21 protein-coding genes and 3 pseudogenes are annotated in these 23577 nt (G+C 62.3%); 7 read left to right on the forward strand and 17 right to left on the reverse strand.

Annotated features, from left to right (window positions below; translation table 11 throughout):
* Nucleotides 1-411: 411 nt before the first annotated feature.
* A complete protein-coding gene (locus tag FME68_RS11040) occupies nt 412-1812 on the reverse strand; it encodes a class II fumarate hydratase (protein ID WP_046648340.1) in 1401 nt (466 codons plus the stop codon).
* A 98-nt stretch (nt 1813-1910) separates the two neighbouring features.
* Nucleotides 1911-2930, reverse strand: coding sequence for a class II fructose-bisphosphatase (gene glpX, locus FME68_RS11045; protein ID WP_070517591.1), 1020 nt, complete (start codon nt 2928-2930; stop codon nt 1911-1913).
* A gap of 279 nt (nt 2931-3209) precedes the next feature.
* Between glpX and FME68_RS11050 the strand changes: the two are divergent.
* Nucleotides 3210-3721 (forward strand): annotated as a pseudogene (locus FME68_RS11050) (DUF4245 domain-containing protein).
* Between the two features lie 4 nt (nt 3722-3725).
* On the opposite strand, the gene FME68_RS11055 reads toward FME68_RS11050, so the two are convergent.
* From FME68_RS11055 to xseA, 3 genes are read right to left on the reverse strand one after another with little or no spacing between them, the layout of a single operon-like run.
* A complete protein-coding gene (locus FME68_RS11055) occupies nt 3726-4079 on the reverse strand; it encodes a hypothetical protein (protein WP_070510278.1) in 354 nt (117 codons plus the stop codon).
* Nucleotides 4080-4367: an exodeoxyribonuclease VII small subunit gene (locus tag FME68_RS11060; protein ID WP_070546567.1), complete on the reverse strand. Its 288-nt coding sequence runs from the start codon at nt 4365-4367 to the stop codon at nt 4080-4082.
* Nucleotides 4368-4413: 46 nt separating this feature from the next.
* Nucleotides 4414-5655 carry an exodeoxyribonuclease VII large subunit gene (gene xseA, locus FME68_RS11065; RefSeq protein ID WP_175972772.1) on the reverse strand — a complete coding sequence of 414 codons (1242 nt, stop codon included), beginning with the start codon at nt 5653-5655 and terminating at the stop codon, nt 4414-4416.
* Nucleotides 5656-5807: 152 nt separating this feature from the next.
* Here xseA and FME68_RS11070 point away from each other — a divergent pair, with 152 nt between their 5' ends.
* Nucleotides 5808-6767 (forward strand): 4-hydroxy-3-methylbut-2-enyl diphosphate reductase, encoded by a 960-nt coding sequence (locus FME68_RS11070; protein ID WP_070754977.1) that lies wholly within the window; start codon nt 5808-5810, stop codon nt 6765-6767.
* Here FME68_RS11070 and FME68_RS11075 read toward each other — a convergent pair.
* The 3 genes and pseudogenes from FME68_RS11075 to FME68_RS11085 all read right to left on the reverse strand — a co-directional run bounded on the left by FME68_RS11075 (nt 6764) and on the right by FME68_RS11085 (nt 10118).
* Entirely contained in the window at nt 6764-7495 is a 732-nt protein-coding gene (locus FME68_RS11075; RefSeq protein ID WP_246818591.1) for a DUF6542 domain-containing protein, read from the reverse strand. The two genes, FME68_RS11070 and FME68_RS11075, sit on opposite strands and share 4 nt — an antisense overlap.
* Before the next feature lie 35 nt (nt 7496-7530).
* A complete protein-coding gene (locus FME68_RS11080; protein WP_070701687.1) occupies nt 7531-8601 on the reverse strand; it encodes a DNA recombination protein RmuC in 1071 nt (356 codons plus the stop codon).
* A 36-nt stretch (nt 8602-8637) separates the two neighbouring features.
* A pseudogene (locus tag FME68_RS11085) lies at nt 8638-10118 on the reverse strand (AI-2E family transporter).
* Nucleotides 10119-10165: 47 nt separating this feature from the next.
* Here FME68_RS11085 and ychF point away from each other — a divergent pair.
* Both ychF and FME68_RS11095 read left to right on the forward strand, forming a co-directional pair.
* Nucleotides 10166-11251, forward strand: coding sequence for a redox-regulated ATPase YchF (ychF, locus tag FME68_RS11090; RefSeq protein WP_070546558.1), 1086 nt, complete (start codon nt 10166-10168; stop codon nt 11249-11251).
* Between the two features lie 29 nt (nt 11252-11280).
* Nucleotides 11281-12471, forward strand: coding sequence for an amidohydrolase (locus tag FME68_RS11095; protein ID WP_158397577.1), 1191 nt, complete (start codon nt 11281-11283; stop codon nt 12469-12471).
* Here the strand turns inward: FME68_RS11095 and FME68_RS11100 are convergent.
* From FME68_RS11100 to FME68_RS11130, 7 genes are read right to left on the reverse strand one after another with little or no spacing between them, the layout of a single operon-like run.
* Entirely contained in the window at nt 12468-12818 is a 351-nt protein-coding gene (locus tag FME68_RS11100) for an SIS domain-containing protein (RefSeq protein ID WP_328287838.1), read from the reverse strand. The two genes, FME68_RS11095 and FME68_RS11100, sit on opposite strands and share 4 nt — an antisense overlap.
* Nucleotides 12819-12826: 8 nt before the next feature.
* Entirely contained in the window at nt 12827-13309 is a 483-nt protein-coding gene (locus tag FME68_RS11105; protein ID WP_158397579.1) for a MurR/RpiR family transcriptional regulator, read from the reverse strand.
* Between the two features lie 13 nt (nt 13310-13322).
* A complete protein-coding gene (gene phnE / locus FME68_RS11110; protein WP_158397580.1) occupies nt 13323-14141 on the reverse strand; it encodes a phosphonate ABC transporter, permease protein PhnE in 819 nt (272 codons plus the stop codon).
* The gene (gene phnE / locus FME68_RS11115) at nt 14138-14923 is read right to left on the reverse strand and encodes a phosphonate ABC transporter, permease protein PhnE (protein ID WP_328287827.1); all 786 of its coding nucleotides are present in this window, start codon (nt 14921-14923) and stop codon (nt 14138-14140) included. The genes phnE (FME68_RS11110) and phnE (FME68_RS11115) overlap by 4 nt, the downstream gene beginning before the upstream one ends.
* 5 nt (nt 14924-14928) lie before the next feature.
* Nucleotides 14929-15729: a phosphonate ABC transporter ATP-binding protein gene (phnC, locus tag FME68_RS11120; protein WP_158397582.1), complete on the reverse strand. Its 801-nt coding sequence runs from the start codon at nt 15727-15729 to the stop codon at nt 14929-14931.
* A 46-nt stretch (nt 15730-15775) separates the two neighbouring features.
* Nucleotides 15776-16768 carry a phosphate/phosphite/phosphonate ABC transporter substrate-binding protein gene (locus FME68_RS11125; RefSeq protein ID WP_158397583.1) on the reverse strand — a complete coding sequence of 331 codons (993 nt, stop codon included), beginning with the start codon at nt 16766-16768 and terminating at the stop codon, nt 15776-15778.
* 26 nt (nt 16769-16794) lie between these two features.
* Nucleotides 16795-17451 (reverse strand): HAD family hydrolase, encoded by a 657-nt coding sequence (locus FME68_RS11130; RefSeq protein WP_158397584.1) that lies wholly within the window; start codon nt 17449-17451, stop codon nt 16795-16797.
* Between the two features lie 142 nt (nt 17452-17593).
* Between FME68_RS11130 and FME68_RS11135 the strand changes: the two are divergent.
* Nucleotides 17594-18501 (forward strand): annotated as a pseudogene (locus tag FME68_RS11135) (cation diffusion facilitator family transporter).
* Nucleotide 18502: 1 nt separating this feature from the next.
* On the opposite strand, the gene FME68_RS11140 reads toward FME68_RS11135, so the two are convergent.
* Complete coding sequence (locus FME68_RS11140) at nt 18503-19411, reverse strand: winged helix DNA-binding domain-containing protein (RefSeq protein WP_230308988.1); 909 nt, start codon at nt 19409-19411, stop codon at nt 18503-18505.
* 72 nt (nt 19412-19483) lie between these two features.
* Complete coding sequence (locus FME68_RS11145; RefSeq protein ID WP_158397585.1) at nt 19484-21031, reverse strand: succinic semialdehyde dehydrogenase; 1548 nt, start codon at nt 21029-21031, stop codon at nt 19484-19486.
* Nucleotides 21032-21121: 90 nt separating this feature from the next.
* Between FME68_RS11145 and FME68_RS11150 the strand changes: the two genes are divergently transcribed.
* Together FME68_RS11150 and FME68_RS11155 are read left to right on the forward strand one after the other, a co-directional pair.
* A complete protein-coding gene (locus FME68_RS11150) occupies nt 21122-22294 on the forward strand; it encodes an alanine racemase (protein WP_158397586.1) in 1173 nt (390 codons plus the stop codon).
* The gene (locus FME68_RS11155; RefSeq protein ID WP_158397587.1) at nt 22291-23574 is read left to right on the forward strand and encodes a D-arabinono-1,4-lactone oxidase; all 1284 of its coding nucleotides are present in this window, start codon (nt 22291-22293) and stop codon (nt 23572-23574) included. Before FME68_RS11150 ends, FME68_RS11155 begins: the two co-directional genes overlap by 4 nt.
* Nucleotides 23575-23577 lie beyond the last annotated feature (3 nt).

Genomic DNA, 23577 nt, shown 5'->3' on the forward strand with positions numbered 1-23577 from the left:
GCAGCTTTCAACTCGTCGTTGGCGGCGAAACCATCCACGCCGCAGTACCACTACCCCCGGAAATCCAAACCCTCGTCAACACCATCACCACCCCAACCCTTCGGCACTAATTTGAGCCAAGTCAGGCATCCTTCGCGCCCACCGGCAGCGTGGGCAGTGGCTGGTTAAGGCTCGCCGTGAGCGCGAAGGGCGCGAAGTGATGGCTAGGAAAGAAACTCTCAAGCCTAAAACTGCCCTAGTTGACGAAGTTATTGCCAGATCTTGAGGAGGCTATAACTTTGGCAGGACGGGCAGTTTGGCTACCCCGACCCTGCTGTTGGCCCAGCGGGGTGGATGGGAAAACGGCGAAGCCGCCCTGCGCGCCACCTCAAGGAGGCGGTGCGAAGAGCGGCGGCGTGGGCGAAAGCGAGCTTAGAAGTTGTCGCGGTCGCGGTTGGTCATGGTGAGAACGTTGAGGCGCTCATCGAGCTCCTCCTCAGTAAGGTTCTCGCCGTCGACGAAGCCGAGGTCGATGACTGCCTCGCGGACGGTGATCTTCTCGTTCAGCGCGTGCTTAGCTGCCTTGGCGGCGTTCTCGTAGCCGATCTTGGAGTTCAGAGGAGTCACGATGGAGGTGGAGGACTCCGCAAACTTCTTCATGCGCTCCTCGTTGGCCTCGATGCCGTCGATGCACTTCTCGGCGAAGACGCGGGAGACATTTGCCAGCAGGCGGGAGGACTCGAGGACGTTGCGGGCCATCATCGGGATGTAGACGTTGAGCTCGAAGTGGCCGTTGGAGCCGCCGAAAGCAACAGCGGCGTCGTTACCGATGACCTGGCTGACCACCATGGTGGCGGCCTCGCTCAGAACCGGGTTGACCTTACCCGGCATGATGGAGGAGCCCGGCTGCAGATCCGGGAGGTGGATCTCCGCAAGTCCGGTCAGCGGGCCGGAGCCCATCATACGAATGTCGTTGGCAATCTTGTTGAGGGAGATAGCCACGGTGCGCATGGCGCCGGAGAACTCGACGAGGGCATCGCGGGCAGCCTGGGCCTCGAAGTGGTTCTTGGCCTCGGAGAGCTGGTCAATGCCGGTGAGCTTCTTGAGCTCCTCGGTGACCTTGCCGCCAAACTCAGCGTCGGTGTTCAGGCCGGTACCGGTAGCGGTGCCGCCGATAGCCAGTTCACCCAAGCGTGGCAGGGTGGCCTCAACGCGCTCGATGCCGAGCTCGATCTGGCGAGCGTAGCCGCCGAACTCCTGGCCCAGGGTGATCGGGGTGGCGTCCATCAGGTGGGTACGGCCGGACTTGACCACGTCAGCGAATTCCTTGGCCTTGGCCAGAAGAGAGTCGTGGAGCACCTTGAGGCCCGGGATGAGGTCATTGACGGCAGCCTCAGTTGCTGCAACGTGGGTTGCGGTGGGGAAGGTGTCGTTGGAGGACTGGCCCATGTTCACGTGGTCATTCGGGTGGATCTCCACGCCATTGTTGTGGGCGATGGAGGCGATGACCTCGTTGGTGTTCATGTTGGAAGAGGTACCAGAGCCGGTCTGGAAGACGTCAATCGGGAAAGCGTCATTGTGCTTACCCTCTGCGATCTCGGTGGCGGCGGCGATGATGGCGTCAGCCTTCTCCGCATCGAGCTTGCCGGAGTCCTTGTTTACCTGGGCGCAGGCAGCCTTGAGGAGGCCGAGTGCGCGGATCTGAGCATCTTCGAGGCCGCGGCCGGAGATCGGGAAGTTCTCCACGGCGCGCTGGGTCTGGGCACGCCACAGGGCGTCGACCGGAACCTTTACCTCGCCCATGGTGTCGTGTTCAATGCGGTATTCAGTCATGAATTCACCTTTTCTGTGAAATGAGTTTTGTTGGGTTCTTTATGTGTGCCGTGGCACGGCATTCATGGCCACCGTAGCACTCTTCCTGGGAAAGTGGACTAGCTTTCCTGATCGTGGGGGTTGGTGTAGTCCACCACGGAGTATTCCTGCAGCTTAGCCAGCTTATGGATGGAGTCGACGTAGCGGATGGTGCCGGACTTGGAGCGCATGACCAGCGAGCGGGTGGTGGCGCCGTTCGGGCGGTAGGAGACACCACGGAGCATATCGCCGTTGGTCACGCCGGTAGCGGCGAAGTAGCAGTTCTCGGAAGAAACCAGATCGTTGGTGGTGAGGACGCGGTCGAGGTCGTGGCCAGCCTTGCGGGCCTTCTCTGCTTCCTCCTCATCCTTGGGCCACAGCTTGCCCTGGATTTCACCGCCCATGCACTTCATGGCGCAGGCGGTAATGATGCCCTCCGGGGTGCCGCCAATGCCCATCATGAGGTCGATGGAGTTGCTGTCCTGGCAGGTGGCGATAGCGCCGGCAACGTCACCGTCCATGATGAGGCGAACCTTGGCGCCAGCTTCACGGATCTCGCGGATGAGGTCATCGTGGCGGGGGCGGTCGAGCACGACGACGGTCAGGTCAGCCGGCTTGATGCCCTTGGCCTTGGCCACGGACTTCACGTTCCATGCCACCGACTCATTGAGGTCGATGGCGCCGACCGCGTCGGGGCCAACAGCAATTTTCTTCATGTAGAAAACAGCGGACGGGTCATACATGGTGCCGCGCTCGGCAGCAGCAATGACGGAAATAGCGTTCGGGCGGCCCTCAGCCATGAGGCGGGTGCCGTCAACCGGGTCGACGGCGATGTCCATCTCGGCGCCCTGGCCGGTGCCGACCTTCTCGCCGTTGAAGAGCATCGGGGCCTCATCCTTCTCGCCTTCGCCGATGACGACGACGCCGTTCATCTCGACGGAGTTGATGAGCTTGCGCATAGCATCCACCGCGGCGCCGTCACCTTCATTCTTCTGTCCACGGCCAACCCAGCGACCCGAGGCGAGCGCTGCTGCCTCGGTGACGCGCACCAGCTCCATGGCTAGGTTGCGGTCGGGGATATAAGACGTGTTATCAGACATGTGTGATTAGTCCCTTTCTTTTCAGGTGGCTCGGCCCGGGGTGGGGGACAACCCGGAATACAAATTCTATTCTTCCACTTTTCCTGTCCGCTCAAGCCCGAATGCCTCCCCCAGAAGAGGGGCGGGGGTGCACCACCTGCCGAAAAGGCAGGTGAGAGGGCGCTGTCGCGTGTGTCGGAGGCGTCGTGCCATACTGGGCGGGTGGCATCTGAAGATAAACCAAAGATTTTCGAGGACGCGCGTGATATCACCCTGACGGTGGGCATCATCCTCATCATGATGTTCCTGGCCGTCGGAGCAACGGGACTGTGCTCGATAAACCCGGAAAAGTCCGGGCCTGTGCAGAATGTGGATGCCGCTACCTTCCTGGAGATGGAAGCGCGCGGTAGCGGGGCGGTCATTCGTGAGCCTGTCATGCCGGAGGGCTGGCAGCCGACGGCGCGCGGCGCAAGCAAGTGGGCAGCGAGTCCGGTGCCGTGGTGAGCTGGCTGACCGCGAATGAAGGATACGTTGAGTCGGCACAGACCCAGCTAGCGCTTGAGGATGTCCCCACCGCTTACGATTCCAACTATCGAGCCAACTCCGAGCGGCGTGAGGTAGCGGGTCAGGACGTGGAAATCCTGAGCAGCGACGACAAAGATGTTCGCCCCCTGTGGATCACGGACTTGGGCGATGCCCGCCTTATCCTTACCGGCTCTGCCTCCGACGCGGATTATGAGGCGGCTCTGACCGCATTCGTCGAGGCCGAGCCGCTCCAGATCGCTGAGGACGGCAGCGTCGTCAGCGAGTAACTAGTCAGCGAAACGTCACGCTCTGCAGCGCGCCGTCCCATTCCACCTCGACCGCGTCGCCAGCAGCGCTGCGCAGGGTCTCGGGGTCCAGGCCGCTCAGGCGGGTCTTGCCAAGGTAGATATCCACCTTTTCGTGCTTGGACTTGCCTGGGAATAAAGAGACCTCGCTGAGTTTCCCTTCGGTGAAGCGCAAGACAATGGAGCCGGAAAAGTAGCTGATTTCTTCGCCGTTGTCGGTGTGCGGGGTGCCGAAGAATTCCTCGGCGAGCTGGCGCGGATCACCAAAGACCATGGCCCCTGCTCCGCCGGACTTGGAGACGAAGTCGACGCGATCTCCCGGGTAGCCGTAAATCTTCATTTAAACCTCTCCTGATTCCGTTTGTGCTTCTGCGTTGTCCGGGCTGTCCGCATTCTTGCGGAGGGCTTCCTCTACGCGCTTGGAAGCGCCGTCGAGGTGTGCCTCGCAGGCCTTGGCTAATGCCTCGCCGCGCTCCCAATATTTCAGAGACTCGTCCAAGCCCATCTGCCCGAGCTCGAGGATCTTCACGGTTTCGATAAGTTCGTCGCGGGCCTGCTCATAGCTCAGCTCCTCGACGGGCGGGAAAGCGTCTTGGCCGGGCTGGCCGGCGCCAATCGTGTCAGTCATGAGGGATAATGCTTCTTTCTTACTGGTTCTGTATAAAGCGTTCTGTTTAATCCGCAGCCTGGGAGGCCATGGCGGCGGCGGTGATCGAGCCATCACCCACACGGATGCGCAGTTGCGAACCCGGGGGCGATTGCGTGTAGCTCGTAACGACCTCCGGCCCGCTGCCATCGCGCGGAAGGACCTGCACAATGGCATAACCGCGCTCGAGAGTGGCCGAGGGGCCTAGGGCGGAGACACGCGCACGCAACGAGGCTACCTGGTTACTTTCTCGGTCCAGCTGATGAGTAATGACTCGCCGGATCGACGCAACGTGGCGTTCGAGTTCCTCGCGGCGCGCGGTGATCGGCACCATAGGGTCCGCGAGGACTGGGCGGGAGCGAATGCTCTCGAGCCCGCGGCGCTCCCGTTCCACCCAGCCGCGCAGCGCAGCCGCCATGCGGGAACGCGCTTCGGAAATCACTGCGTATTCCTCAGCAGCAGAGGGCACAACGCGCTTGGCCGCGTCGGTGGGGGTGGCGGCGCGGAGATCGGCGACGTCGTCAAGCACCGGGTGGTCCGGCTCGTGGCCGATGGCGGAGACAACCGGGGTGCGGGCGGCGGCCACAGCGCGCTGGAGGGCCTCCTCGGAGAAGGGGAGCAGGTCTTCCACCGACCCGCCGCCGCGGGCGATGATGATGACATCGACCTCTGGGTTGGCATCGAGGGTCTGCAGCGCGTCAATGACCTGGGTAACTGCCGTGGCTCCCTGCACCGCTGTGTTGATGACCTCGAACTGGACTGCCGGCCAGCGGTCTTGTGCCACCGAGAGGACATCGCGCTCAGCGTGGGAGCCACGGCCGGTGATGAGTCCGATTTTCTTTGGCAGGTAGGGAAGCGGCAGTTTCCGAGATGGATCGCACAGGCCCTCCTGGCGTAGGTGCTGGCGCAGCATCTCTACTCGGGCGAGGAGATCGCCGATGCCAACGTGGCGAATCTCAGTAACCCAGAGGGAGAAGCTACCGCGCCCAGCGTAGAAGGCGGGCTTGCCGTAGACCACGACGCGGTCGCCGTCCTTGAGCGGCGAGGGAGCATTCCGGATGAGCGACGTGTTGCAGGTCAGCTGGACAGATTTCTCCTGTTCCACGTCACGCAGGGTGATGTAGGACAGTTTCCACGTCGGCTTCATGTTCAGCTGGGTGATCTGGCCCTCCACCCAGAGGAAGCCGAGGCGCTCGATCCAGCCTTTGACTTGGTCATTGACCTTGCCGACGGGCCACGGTGTCTCCGCGGAATTGGCCGGTTGGTTCACGCGCAGTCCTTTCTCTTGAGTGGTCTGTGCTTCGGGGCGTGCTCCGTCTAGTGTATGGGGCGCGCCGGACATCCGGGCTCACCGGTCACTTGCGGCGGGCGGGAATCGGCGGGAACTACAGTATGTGGGCAACTTTAGATACTCTGGTTGGCATGACTGAAACTGCAAAGAAGGTGCTCCTCGCGGCTCCCCGCGGCTACTGCGCCGGCGTGGACCGCGCTGTTGAGACAGTGGAAAAGGCGCTGGAAAAATACGGCGCTCCCATCTACGTGCGCAAGCAAATCGTGCACAACCGCTTCGTCGTTGAATCCCTGGCCAAGCGTGGCGTCATCTTTGTGGAGGAGGCCTCCGAGGCCCCCGAAGGTGCTCACCTGGTATTTTCTGCGCACGGCATCGCGCCGAGCGTGCGCAAAGAGGCCGAAGAGCGCAAGCAGCTAACGCTAGACGCCACGTGCCCGCTGGTGACCAAGGTGCACAAGGAGGCCCAGCGTTTTGAGCGCGACGGCTACCAGATTCTGCTGATCGGCCACGAAGGCCACGAAGAGGTCGAAGGTACTGCCGGCGAGGCCCCAGACGTCACCCACCTGGTGGATGGTTTGGAGGGCGTCGACAAGCTGCCGGACTTCCTACACGAGGAAAAGCTCATCTGGCTGTCCCAGACCACGTTGTCGGTGGATGAGACCATTCAGATCGTCAACAAGCTGCGCGAGCGCTTCCCGCACTTGGAAAACCCGCCGTCAGACGATATTTGCTACGCCACGCAGAACCGTCAGGAGTCGGTCAAGGCCATCGCCCCGAAGTGTGATCTCATGATCGTTGTCGGCTCCCAGAACTCCTCCAACTCCAAGCGCCTGGTCGAGGTTGCCCTGGAGGCAGGTTCGAAGACTTCTTATCTGGTGGATTTCGCCTCAGAGATCGATGAGGCCTGGCTTGAAGGCGTGAACACCGTTGGCGTCACGTGTGGTGCCTCCGTGCCTGAGCTGCTGGTGCGTGAAGTGCTCGAATACCTGGATGAGCGTGGCTACAGCGACGTTGAGCAGGTGACCACCTCCACGGAGACCATCACGTTCTCGCTGCCGCGCGATCTGCGCCCGGCACGTACTGCGCGCTAGTCCTCGTCGTAGAGGTTTTCCTCGAGCGGCTGGGGGGACCGCTGGGGGCGCCGCGCATTCTCCGCTGCTTCAGCGGCGGCGCGGCGGAAATCCTCCTGCACGTCGGTCTCGGGGGACGCTTGGCGGAGCTGGGCGCGCTCTTCGGCCTGCAGGCGGCGGCGTTCCTCACGGTTGCGCTCTCGGACCCGTCCAGAACTCGTGTTCTCCCGGGCAATGAGCTCTGCCACGGAGAGCCGCTCAGAGCGGTTGCGGCGGTCGGAGGCAGCGTCGGCGCGGCGCTTCTTTTGTGCTTCCGCTTCTCGGCTCTTCGCGTGGTTGTTGCTGCTCCATATACGCATGACCGCGAGCAGCGCACACGCCAAGACCGTGACGATGAGCACTGGGAAGTGCTGTATCAGTGGGAAGGCCGTGGTGAGAAGCGCGGTCTTGGAAAACGGAGAGGCGCCTTCCGGCAAGGCAGCCGTCGAGTTAATGAACCCGCCGCCTACGGTTCCTAGCGCGTAGAGCAGCGGCAGGGTGATCACCAACAAGTAGAGCCCGCGGATCTCCACCAACCAGGTGAGAGCGAGCGAGCCAAGTCCAAAGATCAGGGCGAACGGCAGGGCAACCTTGCCGAGCACACCTGAGACTGCCAAGGCCACAAGCGTCACGACGAGCGCGACGAGGAGCGCTCGGGTAAGCGGCATCCCACGGCGGGGAGGGCGGCGACGATTTTTGGCAACAGACACGACCAGAGAGCTTACCGGGATTGGTGACCAAAACGTTATTCATCGTGGGCGCGCCGCGGCCAAGAACCGACACTGCGCGGCTCCACCGGTAGGCGGTCAACGCGGGCGGGCACATCTAGTTCCTTGAGCCGCCGCGCGGTGACCCCGACGCGGGAGTCCAAGCTGGCCAAACTCGCGTTATAAGCCTCAACCGCGCGCTCGAGGCCGCGGCCGACCTTGTCATAGTGCTCGTTGAGGGTATTAAGGCGCGTGTAGAGCTCACGTCCCAAGCGCTGTACCTCGCGGGCTTTGTCGGAGATTTCTTCGTGCTGCCAGCTCACCGCCACGGTGCGCAGGAGGGCGAAGAGAGTGCTCGGCGTGGCGATGACGATGTTGCGCTCGAATGCGAACTCGAGCAGCTCGGCATCGATGGATAGCGCGGCGTCGACGAAGGTATCCGCGGGAACGAAGAGGATCACAAACTGCGGCGTGGGGGAGAAAGCCTCGATATAGTCCTTAGAAGCCAGTGCTTGGACATGTGAGCGCATCAGGTGCGCGTGGCGCCGGAGATACCCTGCCCTTTCTTCCGGATCCTCAGTCTCCATGGCGTCGAGGTAGGCGCTGAGTGGAACCTTGGCGTCGACCACAATGCTGCGCCCACCCGCCAAGTGGATGACGAGGTCAGGGCGGACCACCGAACCGTTGATGCGAGCGCTGACCTGGGAATCGAAGTCCACGTGTTTGCGCATGCCGCCGAGCTCGACCACGCGTTCCAGCTGTACTTCGCCCCAGCGCCCGCGGACGTTCGGCGAGCGCAGCGCGCCGACCAACTTGTCGGTGCGATCGGAAAGCCGCGTCGAGGTGCGCGTTACCGCTTGAACTTGGCTGCTGAGTGCGGCGAGCGATGTCGCGCGATCCTCCTCAATTTCCTGCAGTTGCAGGCCCAAGCGGTCCATGGCCTTTTCCAGCGGGGCAAGTTCTGCTTGGCGGCGTTGGGATTCTTGCAGCGCGCGGTGTTCTTCGGAGGGCTGGGAAGACTGCGCGGAATAGGCGCGGGCCAGCCAACCGAGGGCGGCGCCAATGATGAGGCCGAGGAAGAGGAGCAACACGGGAAGGGTAGACGTCATGTCTGTCATCATGACATGCGCCCCGGACACGCCCCGCTAGTTCTTGTCCTTCGACTGCAACATCTGTTCGAGAGCGCCGATGGCGCGCTTGATTCCCGCGCGGGCGCCGCTATCGCGCTCGCTGAGTTCCGCGTCAACATCGACCTTGCGGTCCAGCGGGCTCGTGCCATCGCTGGCGACGTCTTCCGCCGCGCCTTCCGGGGCAGCGTGGTCTGGGACGGACAGCCATTGCTCGCGTTTGTGGTCACCTTGCTGTTGGGTATAGCGCCCGATGAGGAAGCCTGCCACGGTAGAAAACTCCAACTCCTCGGCGGTTCTCTCGCCGGATTGGAGCATCACCATGTCTTGGAAGTAGCGGTAGACCACCGCGATGGTGGCGGCAACCGGCACGGCGAGGAAACCGCCAATGAGGCCAAAGAGCGCGGAGCCGACGGTCACGGAAATCAGCACGATAACCGGGTGCAGGTTCATCGCCTTCGACTGCAGCCACGGGGAGAGCACGTTGCCCTCGAGCTGCTGGACCAGCAGGACCAAGCCAAGCACCAGAAGCGCCTTGGTGAAGCCCAAAGACACCAGCGCGATGGTCACGGACAGTGCGCCGGCCACAATTGCGCCGACAAAGGGGATGAAGCCGGCGATGAACGTGATGATGGCCAGGGCCATGGCCAAAGGCACACCGATGAGGGCGAGGCCGAGGCCGATAAGACGGCGTCGACAAGCGAGACGACAGCCTGTGCCCGCACGAAACCACCCAGCGTGGTCCACACACGGGTTAGCAGCTCAGTCAAGTGCCAGCCGGTGCGGCGGCCCGTCGCTTGGCGCAGCCACGGCAGGAAGTTGTGTCCGTCCTTGAGGAAGAAGAAGGTCAGCACCACGATGATGAAGAGCGTGACCACGATGGAGGTGGCCGTGCCGATTCCGGTGAACACGGAGCCCGCAATGGAACCCGCCTGGCGCTGCAACCACAGGGCGATTTCATCGATGTAGCCGCCGATCTCATTCGCGTCGAGGTTGAGCGGCGGGCCCTGTGCCCATAGCTGCAAGCGTTGAATTCCCTCCACAGTCTGCAGATACAGTGTTTGGGACTGCCGTGCGAAGTCCGGCGCAATGAACATGAAGAGGGTGCCCACCGCAGTAAAAGACACCAGAATGGTCACTGCCGCAGCGAGGGCTGACGGCAATCCCTTTCGCCGCATGGCGCTCGCAATGGGGGCCAGCACGGTGCAAATAATCAGCGCGATGAGGACGGGCAGGATGCCGCGCCAGAAGTTGCCCAGCATGCGGAATGAGGCATAAAGAAAGACGCCAATGATGGTCAGTCGCAGTGCCCACAGTGATGCGGATTTGATGACCTCGCCGACCACCACGGAGCGATCCACTTGGTTGCCTGGCGGGTGTGCGGAGACAGCGTTCAGCGAGGCAGCATCGACGGAGTCATCGAAGCGCCCGCCAAGTGCTGCCTCTGCTGCGGCAAGCTCAGGCGAGGATGCATTGGGGGATGGCTGATCAGAACTCACCCCACCATCTTGCCTTAAAAGATCCGGGGTGCGTTAGGATTGGCCCCGTGAGTCTTACACTTGGAATCGTCGGCCTGCCCAACGTGGGCAAGTCCACTTTGTTTAATGCCCTGACCCGTTCCGACATCTTGGCGGCGAACTACCCGTTTGCCACCATTGAGCCGAATGTCGGCCTCGTTGAGCTCCCCGATTCCCGCCTGAACCGCCTAGCGGAAATCTTCAGCTCCGAGCGCATCCTCCCGGCCACCGTGTCCTTCGTGGACATCGCCGGCATTGTCGAAGGCGCTTCCAAGGGTGAAGGCATGGGCAACGCCTTCCTCGCCAACATCCGTGAAGCTGACGCCATCTGCCAGGTGGTGCGAGCCTTCGCCGATGAGAACGTGATCCACGTTGACGGTGAGGTCAACCCGGCGCACGACATCTCCGTTATTAATACCGAGCTCATCCTCGCGGACCTCCAAACCATTGAGAAGGCCCTGCCTCGTCTGGAAAAGGAAGCCCGCAAGAACAAGGACCTGGCAGAGACCGTGGAAGAGACCAAGAAGGCCCAGGCCATCTTGGAAGATGACCGCACCCTCTTCGCCGCTTCCAAGAGCAACGAGATCGACCTCTCCCTCCTGCGCGAGCTGCACCTCATGACCGCGAAGCCCTTCCTTTATGTCTTCAACTCGGACGAGGCCGTGCTTACCGATGACGCCAAGAAGGAGGAGCTGCGCCAGCTCGTCGCCCCCGCGGAATGCGTCTTCCTCGATGCCCAGACCGAAACCGACCTCCTTGAGCTCGATGAGGCGGAGGCACTGGAACTGCTCGAGTCGGTGGGCCAGGAGGAGCCTGGCTTGGCGACGTTGGCCAAGGCCGGCTTCGCCACCCTCGGCCTGCAGACCTACCTGACCGCAGGCCCGAAGGAAGCCCGTGCATGGACCATCAAGCAGGGTTCTGCAGCACCGCAGGCTGCGGGTGTTATCCACACCGACTTTGAGAAGAAGTTCATCAAGGCCGAAATCGTCTCCTTCGATGACCTGGACGCCGCTGGCTCCATGGCAGAGGCCCGCAACGCCGGCAAGGTGCGCCAAGAAGGCAAGGAATACATCATGCAGGATGGCGACGTCTGCGATTTCAAGATCGGCGGCTAGTTAGACACCACTCCGCGTAGGCTGTGGGCATGAGTATCGCCCACATCCTAGACCGCGCAGCAGAGGCCACGCAGTGGCAAGAGGCCCTGTACAAGGATCTCCACCAACATCCTGAGCTCAGTATGGAGGAGGAGCGCACCCGCGGTATTATCGCGGATAAGCTCCAGGAGTTTCCAGGAGTTGAGGTGATGGAATTCGGCGGGGGAGTAGTCGGCATCCTCCGCAACGGCGAAGGCTCGACCGTCCTAGAGCGCGCCGATTTCGACGGCTTGCCCATCACAGAGGACACCGGCCTGGACTACTCCGCTACAGGCGAGGCAATGCACGCCTGCGGCCACGATGCCCACGTGGCCGGGTTGCTCGGCGCCACCGAGGCGCTGGCCAAGGCGACCAATGCGTGGTCCGGTACATTCGTCGCTCTATTCCAGCCGGGCGAGGAGACCGCTGAGGGCGCGCAGTCCATGGTGGACGCGGGCCTTACCGATAAAGTCCCCACTCCTGATGTGGCCTTTGGTCAGCACATCTTCATTGATAAGAATGCCCCCGCTGGCAGCGTACTCATCGCGTCCGGCCCGGTCTTGTCTACAGCGACCTCACTCACCGTCACCGTTTATGGTCACGGTTCTCATGGCTCGATGCCGCACCTCAGCGTTGATCCGGTGGTGCTCGCCAGCTCCATCGTGTTGCGGCTGCAGACCATCGTGTCCCGCGAAGTCGACCCTCACCAGTTTGCCGTGTTGACCGTTGGTGCACTGCAGGCGGGGTCGAAGGCCAATATCATCCCGGATTCAGCGACCTTGCGGATTAATATCCGTGCCTATGACGAGGACGTCCGAGCACAAATCGTTGAGGCCGTCCACCGCATCGTCAACGCCGAGTGCCAGGCAGCGATATCCCCGCGCGAGCCGGAGATTGTCCAGAGCGATAACTTCCCGCTCACCGTCAATGATGAAGAGGTGACCGAAAAGGTGCGCGCGCAGCTTGTCGACGTCCTCGGTGGCGACAACGTCCTCGACATGGAGCCGTGGACCGCCTCGGAGGATTTCTCTCGCATCCCCGATGCCTTCGGCACTCCCTATTGTTTCTGGGGCTTTGGCGGGCGTACCGATGGCGCATCAATTCCCAACCACAACCCGCGCTTCGCTCCGGAGCTGCAGCCGACGCTCACCACGGCGACGCAGGCTCTGATAGCCGCTGCTTACGCCTACGTGGGTAATTAATCCTCCATCGCCGATTGCACCACGGAGAGTACCGTGCGCCGCGCCGCGGAATCATCGAGGTGGGAATCCACCAGCGTGACGAGCGCCTCCAAAACCAGCAGGAAGGCCACTCGGGAGGCATCCTGCAGCTCCGCGCGAAACGTCCCATCAGGGGAGGGGATGACTAGCGTGTAGGAGGCGAGCTCCGCCAGGGGCGAGGAGGTAAACGAGGTCAGCGCGATGAGCTGTGCACCCGCTTCGAAGGCTGCGGTGGCGGCGTTGAGCGTGAGCGTGGTTGACCCGGATCCGGAGACCACGAGGCACACACTGTCTTTATCTAATTGCGTCGCGGCGATGTGCTGGCCTATGGCCTCCGCTACGAACTCGGCGGGCGCCCGATGCTTGTCAGTCGCAGCGCCATGGTTTGCGCTAGGGGAGCGGAGAGGCCGTTGCCCACGACGAGGACACGCCTGGCCTGTGCCAAGACCTCCACCGTTGCGGTCAGCTCATCCTCGTTGAGCAGGGCAGTGAGCCCATGCAAGTAGTTGCTAAAGGAGGCAATCTCGGCGGACATGCGGCCGACGTGGGTGGAGTCGGCGTCGGGAAGCGGCTTCGGGCGCTGCGCGATTTCCTGCGTGAGCGCTACGCGCAGTTGCTGGTATCCGTCATAGCCCAGCGCCTTCGCGGTGCGGATGACGGAGGTACGCGACGTTCCCACCTTAGCCGCCAGCTGGTCCGCGGTGGCGTGTAGGACAAAGTCCATGTCCTCCAAAATGGCTTGGGCCACGCGCTGCTCGATGGGCTGCAAGCTAGGCATGCGCGTAGTGATGTGTGCGGACGGCGGGGCGAAATCAATCATGGGAGGACACGAATCAGGTGAACGTGGAGGCCACAATCCGGTGGCGGATGGCGCCGGAGATGGCGTCGATGGACATGGTGATGACGATGACGACTATAAGCAGCACACCCACGACGTCCCACTGTCGGTACTGCGTATAACCGGTGAGCATGTCGCCGATACCACCCACCCCAATGAGGCCGAGGACGGCGGAAGTACGCACGTTGATCTCAAAGCGATAGAGCGCGAGTGAAGCCAGCTCCGGCTGAACGATGGGCCAGGTACCCCAGCGCACCATTTCTGCGAGGGTGCCGCCAGAGGCTTTGACGGCCTCAGCCGGGCCGGTCGGCGCGGTTTCGATGGCCTCATAGGTCCACTTGGCATGTGTACCGATGCCGCCGATCGCCAAGGCAAGCGCACCTGTAAAAGGAGTGAGCCCAGTGACCGTCAGGATGATGATGGCGATGATGATCTCCGGGACCGCGCGGATGATGGCGAAGAGCGCGCGCAGCGGAAGGCATACCCAGCCCGGGGTGACAGTGTTCGCGGCGAGGACGCCGAGAATAGTAGAAAGCACTACGCCGAGAAGCGCGCCGATCCACGCCATGGCCACGGAGCGCCAGGTTTGCAGGAGGGCCTCGCCGAGTTTGGACCAGTCCGGGTTCGAAAACATGAGTACGAGGTAGTGCCAGATGTTGGCGGGGAGCTCTTTGAGCGCGGAAAAGTTGACATCGATGTAGCCGAAAGACAGCGCAAGGATGACCAAAATTCCGGCCCACGCAGCCCCGACAACCCAGCTGCGGGAACGTGAAGGCAGCGCGGATGGTGCAGTTGCTGGAAGTGTAATGCTCATCGCAACCTCTTTCGCAGGTTGACGGATACGACCTCGAGGGCGATGACGACGACGAGCAGCTCCAGCACGATGGCGGAAAGCGCGTCATAGCGGTAGAAGCCGCGGACCTCGTCGATGAGCAGGCCAATGCCACCGGCGCCCACGAGGCCTAGTACCGCGGAGATACGGACGTTGAGTTCGAGAGAGTAAATGACCTGGCTGGCAAAGGCGGGCCAGGTTTGTGGGAGAGCAGTCACGCGATTGATCTGATTCTGCGTGCCGCCGGCCGCGCGGCCAGCCTCCATGTAGGAATCATCGGCAGAGTCGATGGCCTCGGAGACGAGCTTGACCACGATGCCGACGTCGAAAAGCACCAGCGTGATGATGCCCGGGAGGGAACCCACACCGAGCATGGCGACGAGAATGGTGGCGTACACGAGATCGGGCACCGCGCGGATAACGTTGACGATACCGCGCACGAGTGTGCGCCACGGCGTCGACGGATTCGTCGGGCGCGCGGCCCACAACGACAGCGGAAGGGCAATCACCGCGGAGATGGCGGCACCCACCACGGCCATGGCTAGGGTCTCGAGTAGAGGCTCCCACGTGCGCGGAAGGATCGACCAATCCGGGGTGAACATCTGCGCGAGCCTGTCGGCGCCATTGCGCCAGTTGCGAGCGATCTGCCCAACGTTAATCTCAATGCCGCCCCAGGCGGGGATGCACGTGGCGATGGTCAGCGCGATGAACGCGGCGAGCCCGCCGAGAATGCCGGGCCAGTTGCGCTGACGAGGAGGAAGCACGGCTGTCATACTGCGCTCCCTTGGCTTCCCAGCTGGTCCTCCTCGCGGATCCGGCGGCCATAAATGGCCTCGAAATCCTCCACCGTGGATCCCTGGGCGGGGCCATCGAAGACGATCTTGCCGTGGCGAATGCCGATGATGCGTGTCGCGTAGTCCTGGGCCAAGTCCACAAGGTGCAGGTTCACCAACGTGGTGAGGTCACGCTCGGTATTGATGCGGCGTAGATCCTTCATCACGGAGTGCGCGGTAGGCGGGTCGAGGGACGCCACGGGTTCATCGGCCAACATAATGGCCGGCTTCTGGGAGAGGGCGCGAGCAATAGCCACGCGCTGCTTTTGTCCACCAGACAAGGCGCCGGCCTTGTTCCACGCTTTGTCGAGGATGCCCACGGATTCCAACGCCTCGGCGATAACCGCTTTGTCCTCCGACGTGGAGATGCCGAGCAATGTGCGCCATCCAGGGTTGTGGGAGAAACGGCCGACGAGAACATTAGAAAACACACTCGCGCGATCTGCCAGGTTGAACTCCTGGAAAATCATGCCGATGCGGCCACGGAGCTTACGCAGCTGGGAGCCTTTCGCGGCGGAGATCTCGTGAGGACCAACGAAGATCTTTCCCGACGTCGGCTTAACGAGCCCGTTAATGCTGCGGATGAACGTGGACTTACCGGAACCCGAGAGACCGACGATGGCGACGAATTCACCGGGGGCGATGTCCACGGAGACGTCGTCAAGCGCCAGCGTTCCGTTGGGGTAGCGCACCGAGACATTCTCGAACCGAATGCCCCACGCCTTCTCCTCCGTCATGGGGGAACCTTTCTGAGTGGGAAATGGGCAGTGGAGGAGCGCGAACCTACTGTGCGAAGCGCTCGTTGACCTTGCGCGCCATGTCAATGGATTCCTTCTTAGCCGGAACCCAGTCGGTGATATCGAAGATGGCGGACATCGTGTCTGGGTCGACCTCAGAGAAACCATCCATGAGTTCGGTGATTTCCTTGCGGCGCTCCTCTGGGACATCGTCAGAAATGACGACGCCGCCGTTGGGGTACATCTCGGTGTATCCGAAGACGACGAGCTTCTCAGCCAAGTCAGGAGCCTCGGACGCGTCGATGGTGGAGCGTGCGTCCCAGAAGCTAAAGCCCACCTCAGCGTCGCCGTTGTAGACAGCCATGATGGAAGCATCGTTGGAGGTTACCGGGACCTTCTTGAGGCTATCGACGTCGATACCCTGGGACTCCATCGCCATGACGGGCAGCTGGTAGCCGGCCGGGGAGGTGGCGCCGAGCATAGCGACGGTGGTCTCACCATCGATCTTCTTCAGCGCCTCGAGGCCCTTCGGCCCCTGGCCCTTGTTCTCGTCTGCGGTGGCGGTGCCGTTGCAGTAGAGGTACTCGGCGCCGCTGGCAGCATAGGTGGACTTGACTGGCTCATCCTCGCAGTACTTGTCCGGGTTGTTGGTGACGAACTGGCCGGCGTAGGAATCTGCACCGAAGCGCTCGTCCTGCAGAACAGCGTGGGCGTCGTACATGTCTTCAGCGGAGGCCAGCTGTGCCGCGGAGGCGATGGCGATGTCTGCCTGGCCGGAGCCGATGGCCTCGACGGCGGCCTGGTAATCCTTGGTCACGACACCCTCAACCTCCACGCCGAGTTCCTCAGAGAGGTAATCGGTCAGCGGCTTCGCGGTGGTCACCAGGTCATTGACCTTCTCGTTTGGGATGAGCGCGAGGGTGAGCTTCTCATCGGAGCCCTTGGCAGCATCGGAACCGTTATCGGAGTCGGAAGAGCAGGCGGTGAGGGAGAGGGACAAGGTAAGGGCGGTGGCGGCAAGAGCGGTGAAACGGCGCATAATGAATGTCTTTCTGTGCGTGTGGGTTAAAGAGCGGAGGTCAGTTCGGGAAAGATGTCGGTGACGCGGGTGACGCGCCACGTCGGGTCAGCCTCAGGGGAGGTTGCGAAGGGGGAGTCAACGAGCACGGTGCGTCCGCCTACGGCGGCCACGGGTGCGAGGTCGAACTCCCAAATATCGCCGAAGGAGATGAGGCGAGTCGGATCCGTGTCGGCGAGATCGGTGTCCAGGATGCGGGTAAGGCCTTCAGGTTTGCCCACCCTGGTGTAGACGGTGTCGAAGGACCTGTCGAGGCCCAGTGTGTGAAGGGCCGCGCTGAGACCAACCTCTGGAGAGTTAGTCGCCAGAATGGCGCGGCCGGGGTAGGAGGCAAGGAATTCGGCAAGCCCCTCAGGGGCGGTGATACCGGTGTCGGCGAGGTTCTTCCGGGAAGCCATATATGCCTCCTGGCAGGTCTCTTCCGGCACGTCGAGTTCGGCGGCGAGAGTGCGGACGAGGTGGTAACCGTCGCGTGCTGATCCGACGTTATCGGAGTTCAGCAGCGCTTCGGCGTCTTGAGCAATGGATGGGTGCCCAGCTTTCTCTGCAATGAGGTGCGCATAGGCCAGCACGGGGCCGTGGCCAAGGCTGACGGTCCCGTCAAAATCGAAGAGGAGAACCGGGGGAGATATGTCTTTGGACATGAAGTACAAACTAACGGTGGTTTATGTACTTTGCGACCGCACGCGGTAAACATTGCGTGAACAGTACGTGCACTCTCGTCTTTGGTAACCTACACGCGGTAACAATCCGTTTCCTTACCGCAGGATTCATAGAAGGACACGCATGTCTCATCCGAATGAGCAGCGGTTGCTCGAACGCTTCATGAAGCTCTCCATCGCCGCCGCCGTCGTCACCATTGTTCTCAAAGTGATTGCCGCCGCGGTGACGGGGTCGGTGGGCTTCCTTTCGGATGCCCTTGAGTCCGGTGTCAACCTAGTCGCCGCAGTGGTGGGATTCATCGCCATCAAGATTGCCGCTAAGCCCGCGGATGCGAACCACCAATTTGGTCATGGCAAGGCTGAATATGTTTCCGCGCTGGTGGAAGGCGCGATGATTTTCGTCGCGGCCGCATGATCATCTACACGGCCATTCGCCGCTTCTTACACCCGCTGCCGCTTGAACAGCCAAGCGTTGGTTTGCTGCTGTCGTTAGTAGCGGCTCTCATTAACTTGGTGGTCGGTCTGCTGCTTGTCCGCGCCGGAAAGCAGTACCGCTCGTCTGCCCTGCAGGCGGATGGTCAGCACCTGCTTACCGACGTCTGGACCTCCGTCGGCGTCATCGTCGGCATCGGGGCAGTGGCGTTGACAGGCTGGCTGTGGTTGGACCCCGTCATCGCGCTGGCAGTCGGTATCAACATCTTGTGGACCGGGTACAAGCTGCTCAAAGAATCCCTGAGCTCCCTTCTGTCGGAATCCTTGCCCAAGGAAGAGCATGCGCAGCTGGACGCGCTTCTCAATGAGCTGGAAGATCACCACCAAGTTTCCTTTACCTCGCGCCGCACAGTGGCAGCGGGTCGTCAGCGCCTTGTCTACCTCACCATGGACGTGCCCGGCGAGTGGACGGTGTTGCACTCGCACACCATCGCCGACCGCATCGAGGATGCCATCGACGAGCTTTTCCCCGGCGCCGAGGTGTTCATCCACGTCGAGCCGGCTGGAACGGTTCATCGCCGCATCCTGCGGATGCTGTAGTTTAGCCCGCGTACCGCAGGCTTGCGACCCCGCGTCCGCCCTCCATGACCCACGGCCAGCTGAGGCCGTTCTTGGTAAGGACATCATCGCGGATCTCATCGGGAACGATCCATTCCTTGTGTGCATACCCCAGAAGGTATTCATCAAAGGCGGGGAGCTCGAGGCGGATTTTGAGGGCCTCATCGATCTCGCTAGCCGTGACATCCTCCTGCCAAGTGGCCATCCAGAAGGCCTGACCATCGTGACACACAGGTTGAGCAACCGTCGATGTCAGGGCCTTGGTGGCCTGAGATTTACTGAGCTTGGACCATGCTTGGAGGTCGGCTGCGGACACTGGGCCATGTCCTTCGACATAGCGCTGGGCCAGCTCAGCAAGCGGCTCCTCCGGTTCGCGCTGGACGGTAGGCAGCGCGTCGACGTGGAGGAAAGTCTCTTGGCTGCCAGCTTTCGGGCCTTGCACGAGGTCGCCGGCACCGCCGAAAGCGCGGAGTAGGTGGGAGCCTCGGCCTTCAGTGGGATCAACGCCAGCTTCAGCGAAAATCTCGTAGACTTCCGTGCGGCTCAGGGGCTCGGTCGCTGCGCTGTGAAGCGCTTCCGAGGCCGCTGCCACCATGTCCTCGCTCAGCCCCAAGCTCGGTCGCCGCGATTTCTGGCTGGAGGCTACGCGTGGGTAGAGCAGGCGGGACATCCAACGGACGTCGGCAGCCGGCATGAAATGCAGCGTGCCGCGCTGTGGCCAACAGCGCACCACGCGAAAGTGAGAAATGTCTTCGAGTACCTTGTGCTCATCGCAGCCGGCGCGAAGAACAAGTGCTCTGATACCGGCATCGTAGGTCTGGCCTTGGAGAGCGAGGAGATGCTCGGCAACATCGAGTGCCGACGCCAGAGTCGCGCGCGGCCGATGGTGCAAGGCCTTGAGCGATGAGTCGACGCGCGAGAAGCTCGTCGCGGGTAAGTTCCTTCATAGTTTTTTAGATGGCGATTAGAGCCGGAAAGTCTTCATCAGCTGCATGCCGGTGGAGACCAGCTGGCGGAAGCGCTCCGGCGAGATGTACTCCGAGGGGGCAAGCGGGTGCAGGCGCTGCTCGGCCACGGTGCGCTCGTTGGCCCACAGGCGCATGCCGGTAATGCCGTGGCGGTGGTTTAGGCCAGAGTCCTTGACGCCGCCACCGGGCGCGGCGATCGAGCCATAGGCGGCGGCGAAGCCCTCGTTGATGTTGACCATGCCGGCCTCCAGCTGGGAGGCCACCTTCCATGCGCGGCGGGAGTTTCCAGACCACACCGATGCGGATAGGCCGTAGGTGGTGTCGTTGGCGAGCTGGATGGCTTCGGCGTCGGAGCTCACTGCATAGACTGCGAGGACCGGGCCGAAGGTTTCGGTGGCATAGAGATCCATCTCTGGGGTCACACCAGTCAGCACGGTGGGCTCATAAAAGTATGGACCAAGGTCCGGCCGAGCCTTTCCTCCGTAGACCACGGTGGCGCCCTTGGACACGGCATCCTCCACGTGGGCTTTAACGGCATCGAGCTGGCGTTGCGAGGTCAGCGAGCCGATGGTGGCGGCATCGGAGAAGGCCGCGCCGAGCACCTGCTGGTCCAGCGCGTTCTGAAGTTCCGCGAGGAACTCCTCAAAGACGCTCTCGTGGACATAGGCGCGCTCGGCGGACATGCACAGCTGCCCGGAGGAGGAGAATGCGGTGCGCACGGCACCTTGGGCGGTGGGCTTGAGGGGGGCGTCGTCAAGCACCAGCATCGGGTTCTTGCCACCCAGCTCCAGCATCGTGGGGATGAGGCGCCCCGCAGCCTGGGTGGCGATGGACTTGCCGGCCTTGGTGGAACCAGTAAAGGAGAGGCCATCCACCAGCGGAACGAGGGCATCGCCCACCTCCGCACCGTGGCCGGGAACCAACTGCCAGGCGGCCTCCGGAAGGCCCGCCTCAATGGCTAGGCGTCGCAGCAGAATCGCCGTCAGCGTGGTCTGAGAATCCGGCTTGTGCACCACGGCATTGCCGGCAGAGAGCGCTGCCAGAACATCGCCCACTCCGAGGGACAGGGGATAGTTCCACGGAGAGATAAGCCCCACCACGCCCAGCGGGTAGTGCTGCGTGCGCGTTTTAGTCAGTACGGGAAGCGCGCCGGGGTGGCGGTCAGCGCCAAAGGCCTTGCGGATATTGACCGCGTAGAAGCGCGCGCAGTTATATAGATCCATCAGCTCGTCATAGGCATGGGAGCGGGACTTGCCGTTCTCGGCCTGGATGAGGTCGAGGATGAGCTCCTCATTCTCGTGAACGAGGTCGTGTAGGCGCAGCAAGATGGCGGCGCGGTCACCTTGGCCAACGCCGGCGCGCGCATAGTTAACAGCCTTCTCGACGTCCCCGGCGGTGGCGACGGGGAAGCTAAAGAGCTCCTCACCGCTAAAAGGCGCGTGAGCCTGGTGCTGCTCACCCGTGCCGCAAACATCGCGGGCGGGATCCGTGTCTAAGAAATTGAGCACTCGCTGGGGCAGACGGGTCTGAGTGAAGGTCTTCATGCGGTCTATTGTCCCAAAAATATGCGATGGCGCTATAGATTTTTCGAGATTTGTCTCACAAACTAAATTAATCGTGGTTAGGATGACGCTATGCCAATCCTCGCGACCACTCCACAGGCCCAGGTACGCGCGGCCGTTGAGCCGCTCGTCAAATCTGGAGAAAGCCCAGCGCCCGTAGGCGTCATCGACCTCGCCGCATTCGACTACAACGCTGCACAAATGCCGACCCGCTCCGGGGGACTGCCCATCCGCGTGGCCTCGAAGTCAATACGCAGCGTGGCAGCACTTCGCCGTGCCCTCGAGCACGAGGGCTACCGTGGCATCCTCGCCTATTCCGTTCCGGAGGCGCTGCATCTGGTGGGAGAGGGTTTTCGTGACATCGTGGTGGCCTACCCGAGCGTCAACCGCAAGGCTCTGCGTGAGCTCGCAGCGGATGACACCGCGCGCGAGGCTATCACCATCATGGTGGATAGTGCTGAGCTCTTAGACCTGCTTGAGGGCTCCCTGCGTGTGGCCATCGACATTGATTGCACCCTCCACTTGCCGGGCGCGGTTATCGGCCCGCGGCGCTCACCCGTGCGTACGCCGGAACAGGTCTCGGTGCTTGCGCGCGAGATTCTTCGGCGCGGGCACCGGCTTGTCGGTCTCATGGCTTATGAGGGGCAAGTGGCATCCGTTGCGGATGGCCTGCCGGGTCCGGTGGGAGCGGTCAAGCGCTGGCTGCGCACCAAGTCCATGGCGGATTTGGCCCCGCGGCGCCGAGCCTGCGTGGAGGCAGCGCGGGAGGTGGCGGACATCGAATTCGTCAACGGCGGCGGCACGGGCAGCCTCCAGGAATCCGCGGCCGAGGGAACCTTGACCGAGCTGGCCGCTGGCTCCGGTTTCTACACGCCAGCGATCTTCGATGACTTCACCGGCATCAACCACAAGGCGGCCGCGTTCTTCGTCTGCCAGGTTTCCCGTGTGCCCGCGCCGGGCTGGGCCACGGTCAACTCCGGAGGCTGGATCGCCTCCGGGCCGCCCGCGAAGGACCGCGTTCCGGTTCCGGTGTGGCCGGCAGGGCTGAGCTACTCCAGCACGGAGGGGGCCGGTGAGGTGCAGACCCCGCTGCATGGGGCCGCTCTGAACGTCGAGGATCTGGTGTGGTTCCGCCACGCCAAGGCCGGCGAAATGACAGAAAACGTCGACCACCTCCTCGCCGTCGGACACGACGGTGTTGATGTATGGGACACCTATAGAGGACAAGGATGGACACTCCGATGACAACAACTTTTAGCAATTGGGCAGGATCGGTCACCACGAAACCGCAGGAGTTTGTACAGCCATCCCGAATCGATGAGATTCCTGGCATCATCAGTCGCTCCCGCAGCGTGCGTGCGGTGGGCGCCGGCCACTCCTTCACTCCCATCGCAGCGGGGGAGGAGACGATGCTCAATCTCGATCACGTGAGTGGACTGGTGAGCGTCGATAAGCAGCGCAAACGCGTCCGATTCCTGGCGGGCACTCGGTTACGTGATGTCCCAGCCCTTCTGCGCCCCTTTGGTCTTGCCCTGGCCAATCAGGGGGATGTGGACCCGCAATCGCTAGCGGGCGCGATTTCCACCTCGACCCACGGCACCGGCATCAATTACACGGGCTTTGCAGGCACGGTCACTGGGCTGACGCTTATCGACGCCGACGGCAACACCCGCTCCTATTCCATCGACGAAGACCCAGAACTCCTTCGCCTCGTGGTCGTCAGCGTGGGCGCGCTCGGCGTGGTTGTCGAAGTCGAAATGCAGTGCGTGGATGCCTTTGACCTGCTGGCTGAGGAGTCCGGCATTGCCTTCGATGAGCTGATGGATAACTGGGAGGAGCTCTCTAGGGGCGTCGACCACTTCGAGTCCTACTGGTTCCCGCACACCGACCGCGCGATGGTCAAGGCCAATACGCGCCTCGAACCGAACGGGGAGCGCCGCTCACGTCTCAAGGCGCTTATCGACGACGAGCTCATCGGCAACGGCGCCTTCGCCGCCGCCCTGGCGCTGGGACGTCTTATTCCGGGGACGATTCCGACGCTCAACAAGTTCGCCACATCGGTCATCTCCAATAACCGCTATCGTTCCGCCGCCCACGACGTTTTCGTTAGTCCGCGCCGGGTTCGCTTTCATGAGATGGAGTACGCAGTGCCGCTTGCCGACGGCCCCGCCACCGTCCGCGAAATCCGCCGCTTCATCGACGAGCAGGATTGGCGCATCGGATTTCCGATGGAGCTGCGCACGACGGCAGCGGATGACGTTGCACTCTCGACGGCATCGGGCCGCGAGTCGATGTACATTGCCTTCCACATTCCACGTGCGCTCAACCCGCAGGATTACATGCCGAAGCTCGAGCCCATCTTGCGCGCAGCGGGCGGGCGCCCGCACTGGGGCAAGATGAACTCCCTGTCTCGGAGCGACTTTGCTCAACTTTATACAAGATTTGATGAGTTCTGCGAGCTGCGTGAAAAGATGGACCCTGATTGGAAGTTCGGCTCGCCCTACCTGCGAAAACTGTTCGGATAGGGA

The organism is Corynebacterium hiratae, assembly GCF_009708045.1.
GTDB lineage: Bacteria > Actinomycetota > Actinomycetes > Mycobacteriales > Mycobacteriaceae > Corynebacterium > Corynebacterium hiratae.